The organism is Aromatoleum petrolei (genome assembly GCF_017894385.1).
GTDB classification, from domain to species: Bacteria; Pseudomonadota; Gammaproteobacteria; order Burkholderiales; family Rhodocyclaceae; genus Aromatoleum; species Aromatoleum petrolei.
Map to the genome: position 1 here is coordinate 1,998,052 of NZ_CP059560.1, position 16,820 is coordinate 2,014,871.

General features: G+C 68.8%; 16 protein-coding genes. 9 read left to right on the plus strand and 7 right to left on the minus strand.

Annotated features, from left to right (window positions below):
* The first annotated feature begins 39 nt into the window (after positions 1-39).
* From ToN1_RS09135 to ToN1_RS09150, 4 genes are all read left to right on the plus strand, one after another.
* Complete coding sequence (locus ToN1_RS09135) at positions 40-2,160, plus strand: TonB-dependent siderophore receptor (RefSeq protein WP_169208523.1); 2,121 nt, start codon at positions 40-42, stop codon at positions 2,158-2,160.
* A gap of 7 nt (positions 2,161-2,167) precedes the next feature.
* Positions 2,168-2,809, plus strand: coding sequence for a PepSY-associated TM helix domain-containing protein (locus tag ToN1_RS09140; protein WP_210148070.1), 642 nt, complete (start codon positions 2,168-2,170; stop codon positions 2,807-2,809).
* A 220-nt stretch (positions 2,810-3,029) separates the two neighbouring features.
* Positions 3,030-3,497 (plus strand): rhodanese-like domain-containing protein, encoded by a 468-nt coding sequence (locus ToN1_RS09145; RefSeq protein WP_169208954.1) that lies wholly within the window; start codon positions 3,030-3,032, stop codon positions 3,495-3,497.
* Between the two features lie 133 nt (positions 3,498-3,630).
* On the plus strand, positions 3,631-4,542 hold the full coding sequence (locus tag ToN1_RS09150) for a bestrophin family protein (RefSeq protein WP_210148071.1): 912 nt from the start codon (positions 3,631-3,633) through the stop codon (positions 4,540-4,542).
* A 138-nt stretch (positions 4,543-4,680) separates the two neighbouring features.
* On the opposite strand, the gene ToN1_RS09155 is transcribed toward ToN1_RS09150, so the two are convergent.
* The 7 genes from ToN1_RS09155 to ToN1_RS09185 all read right to left on the minus strand — a co-directional run bounded on the left by ToN1_RS09155 (position 4,681) and on the right by ToN1_RS09185 (position 9,256).
* Positions 4,681-5,007 (minus strand): AzlD domain-containing protein, encoded by a 327-nt coding sequence (locus ToN1_RS09155; RefSeq protein ID WP_169206163.1) that lies wholly within the window; start codon positions 5,005-5,007, stop codon positions 4,681-4,683.
* Positions 5,001-5,708 (minus strand): AzlC family ABC transporter permease, encoded by a 708-nt coding sequence (locus ToN1_RS09160; protein ID WP_169206164.1) that lies wholly within the window; start codon positions 5,706-5,708, stop codon positions 5,001-5,003. Before ToN1_RS09160 ends, ToN1_RS09155 begins: the two co-directional genes overlap by 7 nt.
* Before the next feature lie 92 nt (positions 5,709-5,800).
* A complete protein-coding gene (locus ToN1_RS09165) occupies positions 5,801-6,250 on the minus strand; it encodes a c-type cytochrome (protein ID WP_244861010.1) in 450 nt (149 codons plus the stop codon).
* Positions 6,240-6,575 carry a hypothetical protein gene (locus ToN1_RS09170; protein ID WP_169206165.1) on the minus strand — a complete coding sequence of 112 codons (336 nt, stop codon included), beginning with the start codon at positions 6,573-6,575 and terminating at the stop codon, positions 6,240-6,242. The genes ToN1_RS09165 and ToN1_RS09170 overlap by 11 nt, the downstream gene beginning before the upstream one ends.
* Before the next feature lie 44 nt (positions 6,576-6,619).
* Positions 6,620-7,090, minus strand: coding sequence for a DUF411 domain-containing protein (locus tag ToN1_RS09175; protein WP_169206166.1), 471 nt, complete (start codon positions 7,088-7,090; stop codon positions 6,620-6,622).
* A 13-nt stretch (positions 7,091-7,103) separates the two neighbouring features.
* On the minus strand, positions 7,104-8,585 hold the full coding sequence (locus ToN1_RS09180; protein WP_210148073.1) for a heavy metal sensor histidine kinase: 1,482 nt from the start codon (positions 8,583-8,585) through the stop codon (positions 7,104-7,106).
* Positions 8,585-9,256 (minus strand): heavy metal response regulator transcription factor, encoded by a 672-nt coding sequence (locus ToN1_RS09185; protein ID WP_169206168.1) that lies wholly within the window; start codon positions 9,254-9,256, stop codon positions 8,585-8,587. The genes ToN1_RS09180 and ToN1_RS09185 overlap by 1 nt, the downstream gene beginning before the upstream one ends.
* A gap of 191 nt (positions 9,257-9,447) precedes the next feature.
* On the opposite strand from ToN1_RS09185, the gene ToN1_RS09190 reads away from it, so the two are divergent.
* From ToN1_RS09190 to ToN1_RS09210, 5 genes are all read left to right on the plus strand, one after another.
* The gene (locus tag ToN1_RS09190; protein ID WP_210148074.1) at positions 9,448-9,996 is read left to right on the plus strand and encodes a cupredoxin domain-containing protein; all 549 of its coding nucleotides are present in this window, start codon (positions 9,448-9,450) and stop codon (positions 9,994-9,996) included.
* Between the two features lie 46 nt (positions 9,997-10,042).
* Positions 10,043-10,387: a copper-binding protein gene (locus ToN1_RS09195; RefSeq protein WP_425305829.1), complete on the plus strand. Its 345-nt coding sequence runs from the start codon at positions 10,043-10,045 to the stop codon at positions 10,385-10,387.
* 106 nt (positions 10,388-10,493) lie between these two features.
* A complete protein-coding gene (locus ToN1_RS09200) occupies positions 10,494-11,834 on the plus strand; it encodes a TolC family protein (protein ID WP_169206169.1) in 1,341 nt (446 codons plus the stop codon).
* Entirely contained in the window at positions 11,831-13,372 is a 1,542-nt protein-coding gene (locus ToN1_RS09205; RefSeq protein WP_210148075.1) for an efflux RND transporter periplasmic adaptor subunit, read from the plus strand. Before ToN1_RS09200 ends, ToN1_RS09205 begins: the two co-directional genes overlap by 4 nt.
* A gap of 114 nt (positions 13,373-13,486) precedes the next feature.
* Complete coding sequence (locus ToN1_RS09210) at positions 13,487-16,651, plus strand: efflux RND transporter permease subunit (RefSeq protein WP_169206170.1); 3,165 nt, start codon at positions 13,487-13,489, stop codon at positions 16,649-16,651.
* Positions 16,652-16,820 lie beyond the last annotated feature (169 nt).

A 16,820-nucleotide genomic window follows, 5' to 3' on the forward strand; every position in this document is an offset into this window, starting at 1 on the left:
CCCGCAATCCGATCCCCCTTCACCCGGACCGAGCCAGCCATGCGCACCCGACTCCTAGCCCGCCTGATCCCCGCCGCCCTCCTCGCCGCCTACGGCGGCGCCCACGCCCAGGAAAAACAACTCGACGCCGTCGAAGTCTTCGCCACCGAATCGAGCTGGCGTACCGGCAGCGTCGGCGTCGGCACTTTCCGCGACACCCCCGCCAAGGACGTGCCGATGACGATCAACGTCGTCGACCGCGACCTCCTCGACGCGCAGCAGGCCAACGGCCTGTATGAAGCGATGAAGAACACCGCCGGCGTCGCCCGCGCCCAGCTCGGCGCGACCGCCTACGACAACCTGTCGATCCGCGGCCTGCTGGTCGAGAACCGCTCCAACTACCGCCTCAACGGCGGCCTGCCCATCGTCAACCTCATCGACCTGCCGCTCGAGAACAAGGAGCGCGTCGAAGTGCTGAAGGGCGTCGGCGGCCTGTACTACGGCTTCGTGCCGCCGTCGGGCATCATCAACCTCGTCACCAAGCGCGCCGGCAAGACGCCCGTCACCGCCGTGCAGTTCTCCACCGACGACAACGGCAGCGCCGTCGCCGGCCTCGATGTCGCCCGCCGCTTCGGCGCCAACGGCGAATTCGGCGCGCGCGTAAACATCGTCGGCGGGCAGCTCGAGAGCCCGGTGCGCGATGCCGGTGGCGACCGCCATCTCTACGCCGGCGCATTCGACTGGCAGGTCACCGACCGCTGGCTGCTCAAGCTCGATGTCGAGGACATCGCCAAGGACGTCGTCGAGCAGTCGAGCATCCTCGCGCTGCGCGCCGTGAACGGCGAAATCCCGCTGCCGAAGATCCCCGACCCGCGCAAGCTCATCGCCCCGGAGTGGGCGAACTACGACGCCAAGGAACAGAACGTGCAGCTGCGCAGCGACTTCGCGCTCAACGACAACTGGATCTGGACCGTTGAGATGGGGCGCTCCTGGCTGGAACGCGACCGAAACTTCTCGCAGCTGCAGAACTACAACCTCGCCACCGGCGAAGGCACGCTGCAGATTTCGCGCACCAAGGGCCAGGAATACATCAACCGCAGCCAGCGCACCGAATTCGCCGGGCGCGTCGAGACGGGCACCGTCACGCACGACCTGACCTTCGGCTATGCCCGCAACGTGCTCAGCCAGACGGCCGGCGCGACGCGCCAGATCACCGTCGCGCAGAACCTCTACGATCCGCGCGACATCCCCGAGACCGCGGTGAGCTATCCCGCCCGTGCGCTGCACTCGCGCACCTATGACCAGGGCTGGTACGCCTTCGACCGCATCGCGCTCGGCGACTGGCTGCTGATGGCGGGGGCGCGCGGCAGCGAGTTCGAATTCGAGCACGCGACCGATTCCACGCTCGACTACACCAAGCGCCGCGTCACGCCGACCATCGCCGCCGTCTACAAGCTCACGCCGGCGACCAACCTCTACGCCGGCTACCTCGAAGGCCTCGAGGACGGCGGCATCGCGCCGGCGCGCACGGTCAACGAAGGCGACTCGCTGAAGCCCATCGTCAGCCGCCAGTGGGAAGGCGGCATCAAGAGCGAGTGGCGGGGCCTGAAGACCAACGCCGCGCTGTTCCAGATCGAACGCCCGATGAACGGCGTCAATTCGCAGGGCACGACCAGCACCGCCGACGACGTGTATGAGCGCCTCGGCGAAGGCCGCTACCGCGGCGTCGAACTCTCCGCCGGCGGACGCATCGCGCCGCGCTGGAGCCTGTTCGCCTCCGCCCAGTGGCTCGACGCCGAATTCACCGACGCCGAGAACGACCCGCGCCTCGTCGGCAAGCGCCCGGCCAACACACCGCGCGTCACCGCCAGCCTGTTCGTCGAGCACAGCCTCGCCGCACTGCCGGGCCTCGCACTCTCCGCGGGCGCCTACTACACCGGCGAGCGCGAGGTGAACCCGCTCAACCAGGCCCAGGTCGACGCCTTCACCCGCTACGATCTCGGTGCACGCTACCGCACCAGGCTCGACGGCAAGCAGCTCGATCTCGTCGCGAACCTCGAGAACGTCACCGACGAGCGCTACTGGGCCGCGGCCGGCGACAGCCGCGTGAACTCCAACAGCCCGCTGCTCGCGGTCGGCATGCCGCGTACACTGCGCCTCTCCGCGAAATTGAGCTTCTGAGCCCGCCGTGATCCACCTCCACCCCCGCCCCCCCAGCCATCGCGGCAATTCGCAGAAGTGGCTGCGCCGCATCCACGCCTGGTTCGGCCTCGCGCTCGCCGCGATGCTGCTGCTGTTCGCGACCACCGGCTTCCTGCTCAACCACCGCGCGGTGATGAAAATCCCCGCACTCGACCGGAAGGAAGTCACGCAACTGCTGTCCGTCGAAGCCAGCCCGGCGGCCCCCACCGCGCTCGCGGCGGCGCTGGCGCCGGCGCTGGGCCTGGATCCGTCCGCGCTCAAGCCCAAGATCGACGGCGCACGAGCGGTGAGCTGGGGCAACGGCGAGATCCGCCAGCCCGAGCGCTGGACGCTCCGCGCCGACACGCCGTCTGAGTCGGTGCAGGTGGAATACTGGGTCGGCAGCCGCCAGGCCGAAGTGAAGCGCACGCAACCCAACCTGTGGCTTTACCTCGCTCGCCTGCACATGTCGATCGGCACCGGCCCGGCATGGGTGCTGTTCTCGGACGCCGCCGCACTCGGGCTGGCCTTCCTAGGCCTGTCCGGGTTTTGGCTGTGGGGGCGGCTCCACGGCTCGCCGCGGCGGCTCACGCTGTTGGCGAGCGGCGGCCTCGCAACCGCCACCGCCCTGGCGTGGTTCGCGGGCTGATCCAGGGCGGGAGGAACGGAGCGTATCCCGCCGAACGTCGCGCCTGGATGTGTCCCACCATCGTTGGCGGGATGCGCCTTCGGCTCCTCGTCGCGGACCGGCCGGTCGTCATCGCCCTCTCGCCGCCACAATAAAAGCACATGCTAATATGACGAACTCGGCTGCCGATCGCCGGTCTCACCAACACTCCCGTCAGCCTCATCCGTCCCCGGAGTCCGTCATGACATTCCCCGCCCTACGCTTTACCCGGCGCGCGCTGCTGCTGGCCGCAACCGCCGCCCTCGTGCCCTTCGCGGCCGTCCACGCCCAGCAGGGCGGCGTGCCCGAGATCACGCCTGCGGAGGCCCAGGCGCAGGCCAAGGCCGGCAGGATCACGCTCATCGATGTGCGCACCCCGGACGAATGGCGGGAAACCGGCGTCGCTCCGGGCGCGACGCCGATCAACCTGTACCATCCGGGCGGAGCGGAAGGCTTCGTCAAGGAAGTGGTCGCAAAGGTCGGCGGAAAGCGCGACACGCCCATCGCCTTCATCTGCCGCAGCGGCAACCGCAGCGGCCAGGCGCAGCGCCTGCTCGCCGCCCAAGGTTTCACGAACGTGGTCAGCGTGCGCGAAGGCATGAGCGGCAGCACTGCAGGTCCGGGCTGGATCAGAAGCGGCCTGCCGGTCGAACGCTGCAAGGTGTGCTGAACGGACATCGACGGAACCGTGGGCAACGGCTCCGTCGCACATTCGCTGCACTGCAGCAAGTTTCACCCAAGAGGCACAGAAAACCTGCGAGAATCTTGCCTCCCGTCGCATCCGCGACCCACCCGCCCCCGCCGTGATCCTCCGCCCCCGCCCTCACTGGGCTCGCCTGCTCTTCGTACGCCGCGGTTCCCTCGTCCAGCGTATCCTCTCGCAGCAACTGTTCATCTTCGCGCTGTCCTGCGCCGTCGTGCTGCTGCACGGCCAGCTGTTCCACTGGAAGGTCACGCTGACGGCGACGCCGTTCTCGCTGATGGGCGTCGCATTCGCGATCTTTCTCGGCTTCCGCATCAACGCGAGCTACGATCGCTACTGGGAAGCGCGCAAGCTGTGGGGCACGGTCCTCGTCGAAGCGCGCAACCTTGCCCGCCAGGCCCTCAACCTCGCGACGCCGCGTGAATCGCAGCGCACCTTTGTGCTGGGCCTGGTCGGATTTGCCACCGCGATGCGCAACCAGCTGCGGGGGCAGCCGCGCGACACCGATCTCGCCGGACTGCTCCCGCCCGAGCTGATCGAACGCGTAGGCACCGCGCGTTTCGGCCCTGCACTGATCCTGCTGTGGCTGGGCGAATGGCTGCGCGAACGCCGCGCCGCCGATGAACTCGACGCCATCACCGCACAGCAGATGGAGCAGTCCCTCAACGAACTCTCCAACGCGCTGGGCGGCTGCGAGCGCATCGCCGGCACGCCCCTGCCCTTCACCTACTCGGTGATCCTCCACCGCAGCGCGTATTTCTATTGCATGTTGCTGCCCTTCGGCCTCGTCGATTCGATCGGTTCGATGACACCGCTGATCGTGTGCTTCGTGTCCTACACCTTCTTCGCGCTGGAGGCCCTCAGTGACGAAATCGACGACCCGTTCGGGACGATGGCCAACGACCTCGCGCTCGACGCGCTGGTAGCCGGCATCGACGCGAGCCTGCGCGAAATGCTCGGCGAAATTCCCCCGCCCGCCCCCGTCCCCGACGCGAACTACCTGCTGACCTGAGCGCCGGGCCCGACCGCCGCGATCGCCCCCCGGATCGTGGGGCGGGAGGAGCCGAAGGCGTATCCCGTCATGCGGCGCTCGAGCGAGCCCGCCCCCTGCATCACCGCAGCGCTGCGCTCGCCGCCGCCCGTCACCGCGCTACCAGCCCAGCCCCTTCCTCAGCACCAGCAACACACCCATTCCCGCAATGAAGGGCAACCACGGGCTGCGTGACCGCAGCGCGGCGAACGCAACCGCGATGCCCGCAACAAGCTTGGGATTCGCCGGATCGAAAGCGCCCGCATCGAGCAGCAGGTCCGGCATGATCAGCGCGGACAGCGCCGCTGCGGGCGCATAGCGTAGCGCGCGCTGCAGTGCCGGCGGCAACCTCGCCCCTTCCCCGCTCAGCACGAAGCTGCCGCGCGTGAGAATCGTCGTCGCCCCGATCGCCAGCAGCGTCAGCCACAGCCATGTGCCTTCTACCATGACTGCCTCCGCTGCTCCGTCCAGCGCTCCGCAAGGAATCCGGCCGCAATCCCGAGGGCGATCCCGGCGATGACGCCAAGCCTCAGCGGCAAGCCGCGCAGCAATACGGCACCGAGACCGCCGACCAGAGTCGCGACGAGCATCGCGCGCTGCTGCACCATCGGCACGAGCATCACCATCAACGCGATGGTCGTCATGAACTCCAGCGACCAGTCCTTCGGAAATACACCCGCACCCAGAATGCCGGCGATGCCGCCGAGCTGCCACATGCTCCAGCACAACAGCGCCGGCGCGACATAGAAACCCCAGCGCCAGTGCGGATCGTCGGCGCGCAGCAGCCGATCGGCGCACAGCACGAAGAGGCCGTCGACCAGCAGGTAGCCCGACAGCAGACGCTTCGACCACGACGTACCATGGAAGGACGGCGCAATCGCCGCACTGAAGATCACGAAGCGCAGATTGAGCACCAGCGCGGTGACGAAGATCAGCCACAGCGGCGCACCGGCTGCGATCAGGGGCAAGGTGCCGAGCTGGGCCGTGCCGGCATAGACAATCAGGTTCATGCCCAGCGACTCGCCCACCGACAGGCCGGTCGAGCGCATCGCGACCCCCGTCACGATGGCCCACGGGACGAGGCCGACGGACATCGGCAGCATCAGCCGGAGGCCCTCACGGGCGCCGCGCTTGAAGGATTCATTCATTGGGGAAACTCACCCGAAACGGGAAAGCGCTTTAGCATACCAGTCCCGGCACCGCACCGGCACGGGGAATGTTCGCACCGCCCCGCGCGCGATCAGCGCCGCTGTTGCGCCATCTGCGCGCGCGCGGCCCACACCTGGGCGGGCCAGGTGCTCTGGATGAAGGCCAGCGTGGCGCGGATCTCGTCGTCGGACAGCACGCGGGCGAACCGCGGCATGTCGCTCGCGTAGCCCTCGGGCGCCCACGGCGGTACCATGCCGTCGCGGATGATGTTCACGAGCAGCTCGTTCGGATGGTGCCAGGTATGGCCGGACGCATCGTGCGGCGGCGCGGGCAGCCGCCCGTCGGCCTTGCGTTGGCGCCAGTCCGGCTGCCCTTCGAGCTTCGCACCATGGCAGCTCGCGCAGTGCTTCCGGTACAGTTCCTCGCCGAGCGCAACCTGCGCGCCGTCCGTCGGGTCGATCCTGCCGTCGGCCCCGCCACCACAGCCGGCAGGGAAGACGAGCGCAGCGACACCCAGACGGCAGACTGCCTTACGGATCACGCCGGTCGCCACAGGGGTGGCGGTCAGCCCCACAGTGCTGGAAGTCGCCGAGCGGGCGGTTGAAGGTGTATTCGAAGGGCTTGCCGACGAGTTCGTGCGCGGCATCGCCCGCCGAGCCCGTCGGCAACGTGAAGGGCAGCGCGACGACGAACACCGCCGCACCGATCACCGTGCCCACGAGTCCGAGCGGGCGCACGATGAGCAGATCCGCCGTCATGTCGCCGGCACGATCGCCGGTGACGGTCCCCGCCTGCTGCGCGGACACCCCCGCACTCGTCGTCAGCAACACGGCCGCCCCCAGGGCGGCGACAAGCTTCCTGCGCATGTTTCGTTCTCCCGCGCCCCGGAGTCTCCGGGGCCAACGAAGTCTCAATGGCTGGCGAAGACCTGCGTCTTGCCGTCGGCAGTAAGGCTGACGACGTCGTAGCGGTCCGCCGGGTACGGCCCTTCCATCCCCGGCGAGCCCTGCGGCATGCCCGGCGCCGAGATGCCGGCGACCTTGGGCTTCTCCGCCAGCAGGCGCTTCACGTCGGCGGCCGGCACGTGCCCTTCGACGAAATACCCGCCGACCTTCGCAGTATGGCAGGAGCTCAGGGCCTGCGGCACGCCCGCCGCGCGCTTGATGGCGCCCATGTCGGTGCTCTTGATCTCCTTCACGGAGAAACCCGCCGCGCGCATGTGCTCGGCCCACTTGCCGCAGCAGCCGCAGTTGGGATCCTTGTACATCACCACCTCCTCGCCGGCCGCGAGTACCGGCGCGGCAAGAACCGCGGCCAGCGCCAAGGTGGCGACCAGGGCGAGGGGACGGCGAGCGGAACGGGAAGGATTGTGCGACTTCATGTTTTCCTCTGGATCAGACGATTGCCGATGTTTGGCCCGACGCGGGAGACGAAGGGTCCGCCCCGCGGGTCCCCGCTGCCGCGATGCGCGCATCGGCCGACGCGCGCGGCAGGTAGAGCGTGAAAGTGGTGAGGCCGCCGGCGGATTCCACGCCGATGCGGCCGCCGTGCGCCTCGACGATCGAGCGTGTGATCGCGAGCCCCAGCCCCGCGCCGTCGCCCTGCCGGGTGCGCGCCGGATCGACGCGATGGAAGCGGTCGAAGACGCGCGCCAGATGCTCCGGCGGGATCGTTTCGCCAGGGTTGCTCACCGCGAGCCGCGCCTCGCCCCCGGCCGCCTCGATCGCAATGCTCACGACGCCACCGGGTGCCGCGTGGCGCAGCGCGTTCGACAGCAGGTTCGACACCGCACGTCGCAGCATCAGGCGATCGCCCTGCACGCACGCATCGCCGCCGACCTCCAGGCGCAGGCCCTTCTCCTCGGCCAACGCCTCGTAGAATTCCGCCAGCGCGCCCGCCTCCCCGGCGAGCGACAGCGTCTCGGCCGGCCGCGGCAGCAGGCCGTTGTCGGCCTGCGCGAGGAACAGCATGTCGGCGATCATGCGCGCAAGCCGCTCGTACTCCTCGAGATTCGACAGCAGGATCTCGCGATACTGGTCGGCGTCGCGCGCACGCCCGAGCGCGACCTCGGTCTGCGTCATCAGATTGCTCACCGGCGTACGCAGCTCGTGCGCGATGTCCGACGAAAACTCGCTCAGGCGTCGGAAACCGTCCTCCAGGCGCGCCATCATCGCGTTGAGCTCGCCCGCCAGCGCCTCCAGCTCCACCGGCAGGTGGCGCGTGTCGATGCGTGCGGTCAGATGCTGCGCCGACACGCCGCGTGCGACCTCCGCCATCTTGCGCAACGGCGCGAGACCGCCGCGGGCCGCGAACGCACCGAGCAGGCCCGTCGCGACGATCGCCAGCGCCACCGCGAACCACAGCGAACGCTCGAATTCGCGCATGAAAGTGCGGTGATGCTCGATGTCCATGGACACCACGACGCGGGCCGCGGGCGCACCGGCAATACCCGTGCGTGCGTTCGCGACGACCCCGCGGTAGACGTGGTCGCCCTGCTCCCAGGTGTGCGCCGGTGGAAAGGCCGCCACGTCCGGACCGGGATCGATCCGCGTCGCCGGCTCCGGGAAATCCGCCCCCGACGACGCGAACAGGATCTCGCCGCGGCCGCTGCCCCTCAGTACTGCGATCGACAGGCTGTGGTGCCCGACGAGCGCTGCGTCGAGCTGCTGCGCGACGTTCGCGAAATCCGCCTCCTCACGCACCTGCGCGAGCACCGAGCGCGCCAGTTCGAGCTTGCCGTGCAGTTCGACGAGGTCGCCTTCCTCGAAATGGCGCTCGACCGTCGCCGAAATGTACGTGCCCAGCCCGAGCAGCACCGCGGCGAAGAGCCCGCCGAAGAACGGCGTCAGGCGCAGCGTCAGCGACAGCCGCGGCATCACGGCGCCTCGAGCACGTAGCCCATGCCGCGCACGGTGCGGATCAGCTTGGGCTCGAACGGATCATCCACCTTGGCGCGCAGGCGGCGCACCGCCACCTCGATCACGTTGGTGTCGCTGTCGAAATTCATGTCCCACACCTGCGATGCAATCAGCGAACGCGGCAACACCTCGCCCTGGCGTCGCAGCAGCAGCTCCAGCAGGCCGAACTCCTTGGCGGTGAGGTCGATGCGCTGCCCCGCGCGCGTCACGCGCCGGCGCATCAGGTCCAGCTCGAGGTCGGCCGCGCGCAGCACGTCCGGCTCCTTCGACTTGCCCCGTCGCAGCAGGGTGCGGACGCGGGCCAGCAGCTCGGAAAAAGCGAAGGGCTTCACCAGATAGTCGTCGGCGCCGAGCTCGAGTCCGCGCACGCGGTCCTCGACCTGGTCGCGCGCGGTGAGGAACAACACCGGCATCTCGCGCCCCGCGCGCCGCACCGTCTGCAGCACGCTCCAGCCGTCGAGGCCCGGCAGCATCACGTCGAGGATGACGAGGTCGTAGTCGCCGGTGAGCGCGAGGTGCAGCCCGTCCATGCCGTCGCGCGCGAGGTCGACGATGAAGCCCGCCTCGGCCAGGCCCTGGCGCAGGTAGTCACCCGTCTTGATTTCGTCTTCGACGATCAGGATTTTCACGTCCACTCCTCACCCGCACCGGCGGCCGTCTGCCAGCGCCTGTCCCGGGCATCCTCATGCGGCCGCATTGTGCCCCGCCCCCGGCACTCCCGCACAAGATTACAAAGATGTAATCTCCGCGTCAGCATCGCGTCGCCAGCCCCCCCTCATCATCGCCTCCAGACATTCCATCCTTCCGGGTATTCAGTACGATGCGCCGACCGCCGCCCCACTTCGCAAAACTGCTCGCCGCCATGATCGTCGCATGGTTCCCCCTCGCCGCCGGCGCTCACGGCGGTTCCACGCACAGCCCCGCCGCCATGGTTCCCGCGGTGCGCGAACAGCAGGACTGGGGGATCGCCGGCTTGCAGCGCGAGGTCACGCGCACGATCACGGTGCGCATGGACGACCGGATGCGCTTCACGCCCGACCGCATCGACGTCGGGGAAGGCGAAACGGTCCGTCTGGTCGTGCATAACGGCGGCGGCGCCCTGCACGAATTGGTGATCGGCACTTCCACCGCGCTCTCCGGACACGCAGAACTGATGCAGCGGTTTCCCGACATGGAACACGACGAGCCCTGGATGGCACACGTGCCCGCCGGACGCAGCGGCGAGATCGTATGGACCTTCAACCGCCCGGGCCGGTTCGAATTCGCCTGCCTGCTTGCCGGCCATTTTGCAGCGGGGATGATCGGCGCGATCGATGTGAAGCCGGCCTTTACGCAGGCACTGGCGAAGGAATCCGCAACCGTACGCTGAACCTTGCCCCAAGAATCCCGCAGAACCCACGAATGAGACTTGCATCATGAACATGAAATCCCTTCTCCTGGTCACCACCATTGCCCTCGCCGCCCCCGCGGCCTTTGCCCAGATGAACCACGGCAGCCACGCCGGGCATGCCATGGCAGACGCCCCCGCGAAGTCCGCGTCCCCGAGTGAAGGCACCGTGCGCAAGATCGACAAGGCGGCCGGCAAGATCACCATCGCACACGGCCCGCTCGAGAACCTCAGCATGCCAGCCATGACGATGGCGTTTCGCGCAAGCGAAGCCGCAGTGCTCGACAAGCTCAAGGTCGGCGACAAGATCCGCTTCGTCGCCGAGCGCGTCGACGGCACATTCGGCGTGAAGCAGGTCGAGATCGTGAATTAAACGGGAGACGCACCGGGGCCACGCGTCCCGGGCCGTCCGCACACCTGCTTCGCGGCGAGCGACACACCCGCCGCCAGGAACAACACGTGATACCGGAGTCCAGACGATGAAAGCGTCCTCGGGCGGAATGCGCATGCACGTCCCGCGTTCCCTGCTCCTCCTCGCCGCGCTCGCCATACCGGGCATCCCGGCGCATGCGCAGGGAGATGCGCCGCTGCCGCACGCCACCGCGGTCACGGCGCCGACAACCACCGCGACCCCGCTCGGCGCCGACATCGGCGGCCTCCTCGACCACGCGCGCAACACCAACCCGTCCTTCGCCGCCCAGCGTGCCGAAACCGCGGCCGCGCGCGAGCGCGTCGATTCCGCCGGCGCCCTGCCCGACCCGAACGTCCAGGTCGAACTGATGGATTTCACCAACGAGATGCGCGGCGGCGGCACCACCCTCGTGCCGGGCCGCGTCGGCGAGACGCGCTACCGCTTCATCCAGCCGCTGCCGGGCTGGGGCAAACGCGAACTGCAATCCCGCACGGCGGCCGCGAAGGCCGAGCAGGCCACGGCCGGGCTCGATGCCGCGTGGCTCGACCTCGCGCTCACGATCAAGCAGGCCTGGCTGCGCTATTACGCCGCCGACCGCGAGGCCGCGCTCGCACGCGAAACCCTCGCGCTCCTCGGCGGCCTCGAGGAAGCCACGCTCGCGCGCTACCGCCAGGGCCTCGCGCCGCAGCAGGCGGTGCTGCGCGCGCAGCGCGAGATCACCAGCCAGCGCCTCGCCCAGGTCGGCATCGAACAACGCCGCCGCGGCGCCGTCGCCGCCCTCAACGGCCTGCTCGCCCGTGCCCCGCACGAACCGCTCGCGGCACCCGGAGAACCGTCGGCCCTGCCCGCGGCGCTCGACCTCGCTGCCCTCGTCGCCCGCGCCCGCGCCGCGAACCCGGCCCTCGCGGCCGACGAACGCGGCATCGAGGCCGCGCGCCTCGAACGCGAACGCACCTGGGCCGACCGCTATCCCGACTACAGCATCGGCGTCACGAACAACCGTCCGCGCGGCGAAGACCAGTCGTGGGACCTGATGTTCGAAGTCATGATCCCGCTGCAGCAATCTGCCCGCCGCGCGCGCGAGCGCGAAGCCGCCTACATGGTCACCGCCGCCGACGCCAGGCGCGCAGCGACCGGCAGCCGGCTCGCCGGCGAGATCGGCGCCGCCTGGGCGAACTTCACCAGCGCGCGGGAGACGCAACGCCTCCTCCGCGGCACGCTGCTGCCGCAGGCACAGGCTACGCGCGACGCGACCCGCGCCGCCTTCGAAACCGGCCGCGCCGACTTCGACGCCGTGCTCGAGGCCGAACGTCAGCTCGTCGACACCCGCATGAACCTGCTGCAGTCCGAAGTCGAAGCCCGCATGGCCCTGTTCGAAATCGAAAAACTGGTCGGAGAATCCCTGTGAAACCCGCCGCGCAACTGACCCTCGGCGCCCTCGCGGTCGCCCTCGCGCTCGCCGCCGGCTACTTCGCCGGCACCCGCCAGACCGGGCATCCCGCTGCCTCCCCCGCCGCTGACGCGAGCCCCGCCACCGCAGGCACAGGCACAGGCGGGAAGAAGATCCTCTACTACCGCAATCCGATGGGCCTGCCCGACACCTCACCCGTGCCGAAGAAGGACTCGATGGGCATGGACTACATCCCCGTCTATGAGGGCGAGGACGCCGGCCCCGACGACACCGGCGCGGTCACCGTGAGCCCCGCCCGCCTGCAGACGCTGGGCGTGCGCACCGCGCTCGCGGAACCGCGCACGCTGGACGAACCGGTGCGCGCGGTCGGCCGCGTCGCGATCAACGAGCGCCGCGTCGTCGACGTCGCACCGCGCTTCGAGGGCTGGATCGAACGCCTGCACGTCAATGCCAGCGGCGACCCGGTGCGCCGCGGCCAGGCGCTGTTCTCCGTGTATTCCCCCGAACTCGTCTCGGCCGGCTCCGAGCTGCAGATCGCCGAACGCCTGCAGCGCGACGCGAGCAGCGACCCTGCCGCCGCCGCATCCGCGCAACGCCTCGCGGAAGCGACCCGCGCGCGCGTCTCCAACTGGCAGATGAAGCTCCCGGAGGGAACGAAGGCCGGCAGCGGGCGGCTCACTTTCACGTCGCCCGCCAACGGCATCGTCATGGAAAAGAAGGCCGTCGAAGGCATGCGCTTCATGCCCGGCGACGCCCTCTTCCGCATCGCCGACCTCTCCACGGTGTGGGTGCTCGCCGACGTGTACGAGCGCGACCTCGCGCGTGTGAAACCCGGCCAGCACGCCACCGTGACGCTCGACGCCTTCCCCGGGCGCAGCTTCGACGCCGCGGTCGCCTACCTCTACCCGACGCTGGACGCCGCGACGCGCACGACCCCGATCCGCCTCGAACTGGCGAACCCCGACGGCCTGCTGCGCCCCGGGCTCTTCGCGCACGCCGAGGTCGACACCGGCAAGGCGACCCCCGTACTGACGGTGCCCGCCTCCGCACTGATCGACAGCGGCGAACGCCAGGTCGTGCTCGTCGCTCAGGACGAAGGCCGCTTCCTGCCCAAGGCCGTCAAGGTCGGCCGCCGCGGCAGCGATCACATCGAGATCCTCGACGGCATCGCGGCGGGCGAGCGCGTCGTCGTCTCGGCCAACTTCCTCATCGACGCCGAGAGCAACCTGCGCACGGCGCTCGCGAGCTTCACTGCGGGCAAGGACGACGCCGCCGCCACCGCGAAGGCCTACGCGGCCGAAGGCACGCTTGACGCGATCGACCTCTCCACCAACTCGGCAAGCATCACCCACGGCGAGATCCCCGCGCTGAAGTGGCCGCCGATGACGATGGACTTCAACCTGGCCTCGCCCGACGTCGTGAAGGGCGTCGCCCCGGGCAGCGCGATCCGCTTCGAGTTCGAGGAGCGCGCGCCGGGCGAATTCGCCATCACGCGCATCACGCCGAGCACTGCGGCAGGGCACAAGGGACATTGATGGGCGCGGGAGCAGTTACTTGATTTCAGCTTGAGTCCTGCGCCCCCTCCCCTTCAAAGGGTGGAACTTCGTGCCCGAGCAGACCTTAGCTATTCGATTACCGGACAAATAAAAATGCTCGACCGCCTCATCGACTGGTCCGCACGCAACGTCTTCCTCGTCCTGCTGGCGACGCTCTTCGTCAGCGCCGGCGGCGTGTATGCGCTGAAGAAGACTCCCGTCGACGCCCTGCCCGACCTCTCCGACGTGCAGGTCATCGTCTACGCCGACTACCCCGGCCAGGCGCCGCAGGTCGTCGAGGACCAGGTCACCTATCCGCTCACCACCGCGCTGCTGGCCGTGCCCAAGGCCAAGGTCGTGCGCGGCTTCTCGATGTTCGGCGCGTCTTATGTCTACGTGATCTTCGAGGACGGCACCGACATCTACTGGGCACGCTCGCGCGTGCTCGAATACCTGTCGTCGGCCGCCGGCCGCATGCCGACTGGCGTCGCACCGCAGATCGGGCCGGATGCCACCGGCGTCGGCTGGGTGTACCAATACGCCCTCACCGGCAAGGACCGCTCGCTCGCCGAGCTGCGCAGCCTGCAGGACTGGTACGTGCGCTACCAGCTCACCAAGGCGCAGGGCGTGGCTGAAGTCGCGAGCCTGGGCGGCTTCGTGCGCGAATACCAGGTCACCGTCGACCCGCACCGCCTCGCGAGCTACGGCATCCCCCTCGACCGCGTCGCGCAGGTCATCCGCGCCTCCAACCGCGACGTCGGCGGCCGCGTCGTCGAGATGGCCGAAACCGAATACATGGTGCGCGGGCGCGGCTACCTGCGCAATGCCGAGGACATCGGCAACCTCGTCCTCAAGAGCGAAGGCGGCACGCCCGTGCTCGTGCGCGACGTCGCGCGCGTCGAGATGGTGCCCGCCGAACGCCGCGGCATCGCCGAGCTCAACGGCGAGGGCGAGGTCGCCTCCGGCATCGTCATGGCGCGCTTCGGCCAGAATGCGCTGGAGGTGATCGCCAACGTCAAGACCAAGATCGCCGAGATCTCGGCGGGGCTGCCCGAAGGCACCTCCATCGTCCCCGTCTATGACCGCTCCGCGCTGATCGAGCGCGCCATCGCCAACCTCAAATGGACGCTGCTCGAGGAAAGCCTGATCGTCGCCGCCGTGTGCATCGTGTTCCTCATGCACGTGCGCAGCGCGCTCGTCGCGATCGTCACGCTGCCCATCGGCATCCTGATCGCCTTCATCGCCATGCGCTCGCTCGGGCTCGGCTCCAACATCATGAGCCTGGGCGGCATCGCCATCGCCATCGGCGCCATGGTCGACGCCGCGATCGTGATGATCGAGAACGCGCACAAGCGCCTGGAACACCTCCCGGACGACGCCACGCGCGCCGACCGCACCGAGGCCATGATCCGCGCGTGCAAGGAAGTCGGCCCCGCGCTGTTCTTCTCACTACTGATCATCACCGTCTCCTTCCTGCCCGTGTTCACCCTCGAAGGCCAGGAAGGCCGCATGTTCTCGCCGCTCGCCTTCACCAAGACCTTCGCGATGGCCGGTGCGGCGCTGCTCTCCGTGACGCTCGTGCCGGTGCTGATGATGCTCTTCATCCGCGGCCGCATCCTGCCCGAGGCGAAGAACCCCGTGAACCGCGCGCTGATCTGGCTCTACCGCCCGATCATCGCGTGGGTCATGCGCCACCGCTGGCTCACCCTGATCGCCGCCGCAATCTCGATGGCGATCACGATCTTCCCGGCGAGCCGCATCGGCGCCGAGTTCATGCCCACGCTCGACGAAGGCACGCTCTTCTACATGCCCGCGTCGCTGCCCGGCATGTCGGTCACCAAGGCCGGCGAACTGCTGCAGACCACCGACCGCATCATCAAGACCTTCCCCGAGGTCGCCTCCGTGTACGGCAAGGCCGGCCGCGCCAACAGCGCCACCGACCCCGCGCCGCTGGAGATGTTCGAGACCGTCATCAACCTCAAGCCCGAATCCGAATGGCGCCCGGGCATGACGACCGACAAGCTGATCGCCGAGATGGACGCCGCGCTGAAATTCCCCGGCGTCGCCAACTCCTGGACCATGCCGATCAAGGCCCGCCTCGACATGCTCTCCACCGGCATCCGCACCCCGATTGGCGTGAAGGTCTTCGGCAAGGACCTCGCCGTCATCGAACGCCTCGCCCGCGAAGTCGAAGCGGCCGTGCGCGAGGTCCCCGGCACCACCAGCGCCTACGCCGAACGCGTCACCGGCGGCTTCTACCTCGACATCGTCCCCGACCGCGCCCAGCTCGCGCGCTACGGCATCACCGTCGACGACTTCCAGATGGTGGTCGCCACCGCCCTGGGCGGCGACCCGGTCACCACCACCGTCGAAGGCCTCGAACGCTACAACGTCACGGTGCGCTACCCGCGCGACCTGCGCGACGACCCGCGCCGCATCGCCGCGGAAGTCTTCGTGCCGCTGCCCGCCGGCGGCAACCTCCCGCTCGGCCAGCTGGCGAAAGTCTCGCTCGCCAAGGGCGCCCCGGCGATCCGCACCGAGAACGCGCTCCTCACCGCCTACGTGTACGTCGACATCCGCGACCGCGACATCGGCTCCTATGTCGCCGACGCGCGCCGCGCCGTCGCCGAGAAGGTCGACTTCCCGCCCGGCTACTACGCCACCTGGAGCGGCCAGTTCGAATACATGGAGCGCGCCAAGGAAAAGCTCGTCGTCGTCGTCCCGCTCACCCTCGCGATCATCTTCCTGCTCCTCTACCTCAATTTCCGCCGCCTCACCGAGACCCTGATCGTCATGCTGTCCGTGCCCTTCGCCCTCGTCGGCGGCATCTGGCTGATGTGGTGGCTGGGCTACAACATGAGCGTCGCCGTCGCCGTCGGCTTCATCGCGCTGGCCGGCGTCGCGGCCGAAACCGGCGTGGTGATGCTGATCTACCTCGACCACGCGTGGGAAGCCATCCGCGCCAAGCGCCTCGCCGAAGGCCGCCAGCCCGACGCCACCGATCTCTACCACGCGATCATGGAAGGCGCGGTCGAACGCGTTCGCCCCAAGATGATGACCGTCGTCGCCATCATCGCCGGCCTGCTACCCATCATGTGGGGCACCGGCACCGGCTCCGAAGTCATGAGTCGCATCGCTGCACCGATGGTTGGGGGAATGCTGTCGTCGACCGTGCTGACGCTGGGGGTGATCCCGGCGATCTATGCGCTGGTGAAGGAGTGGGAACTGCGGCGGCGCAAGCCCCCCCGCGGCGCCCGTGCCCCTATGAGTTGCCGATGACACCGCCCATCCTCTGCGCCACTGTCAACATTTGACATTTTCCGTTGTCATCGCGTCTGCTGTTGACGCACTTTGTGACAATTGTCACGCGCCGGAGTGGAGGTCTGTGGCGAAGGCTTGGTAAACATTCTGTAAGACACTGTTTTTGTTTGTCTTCTAACCGCATGCT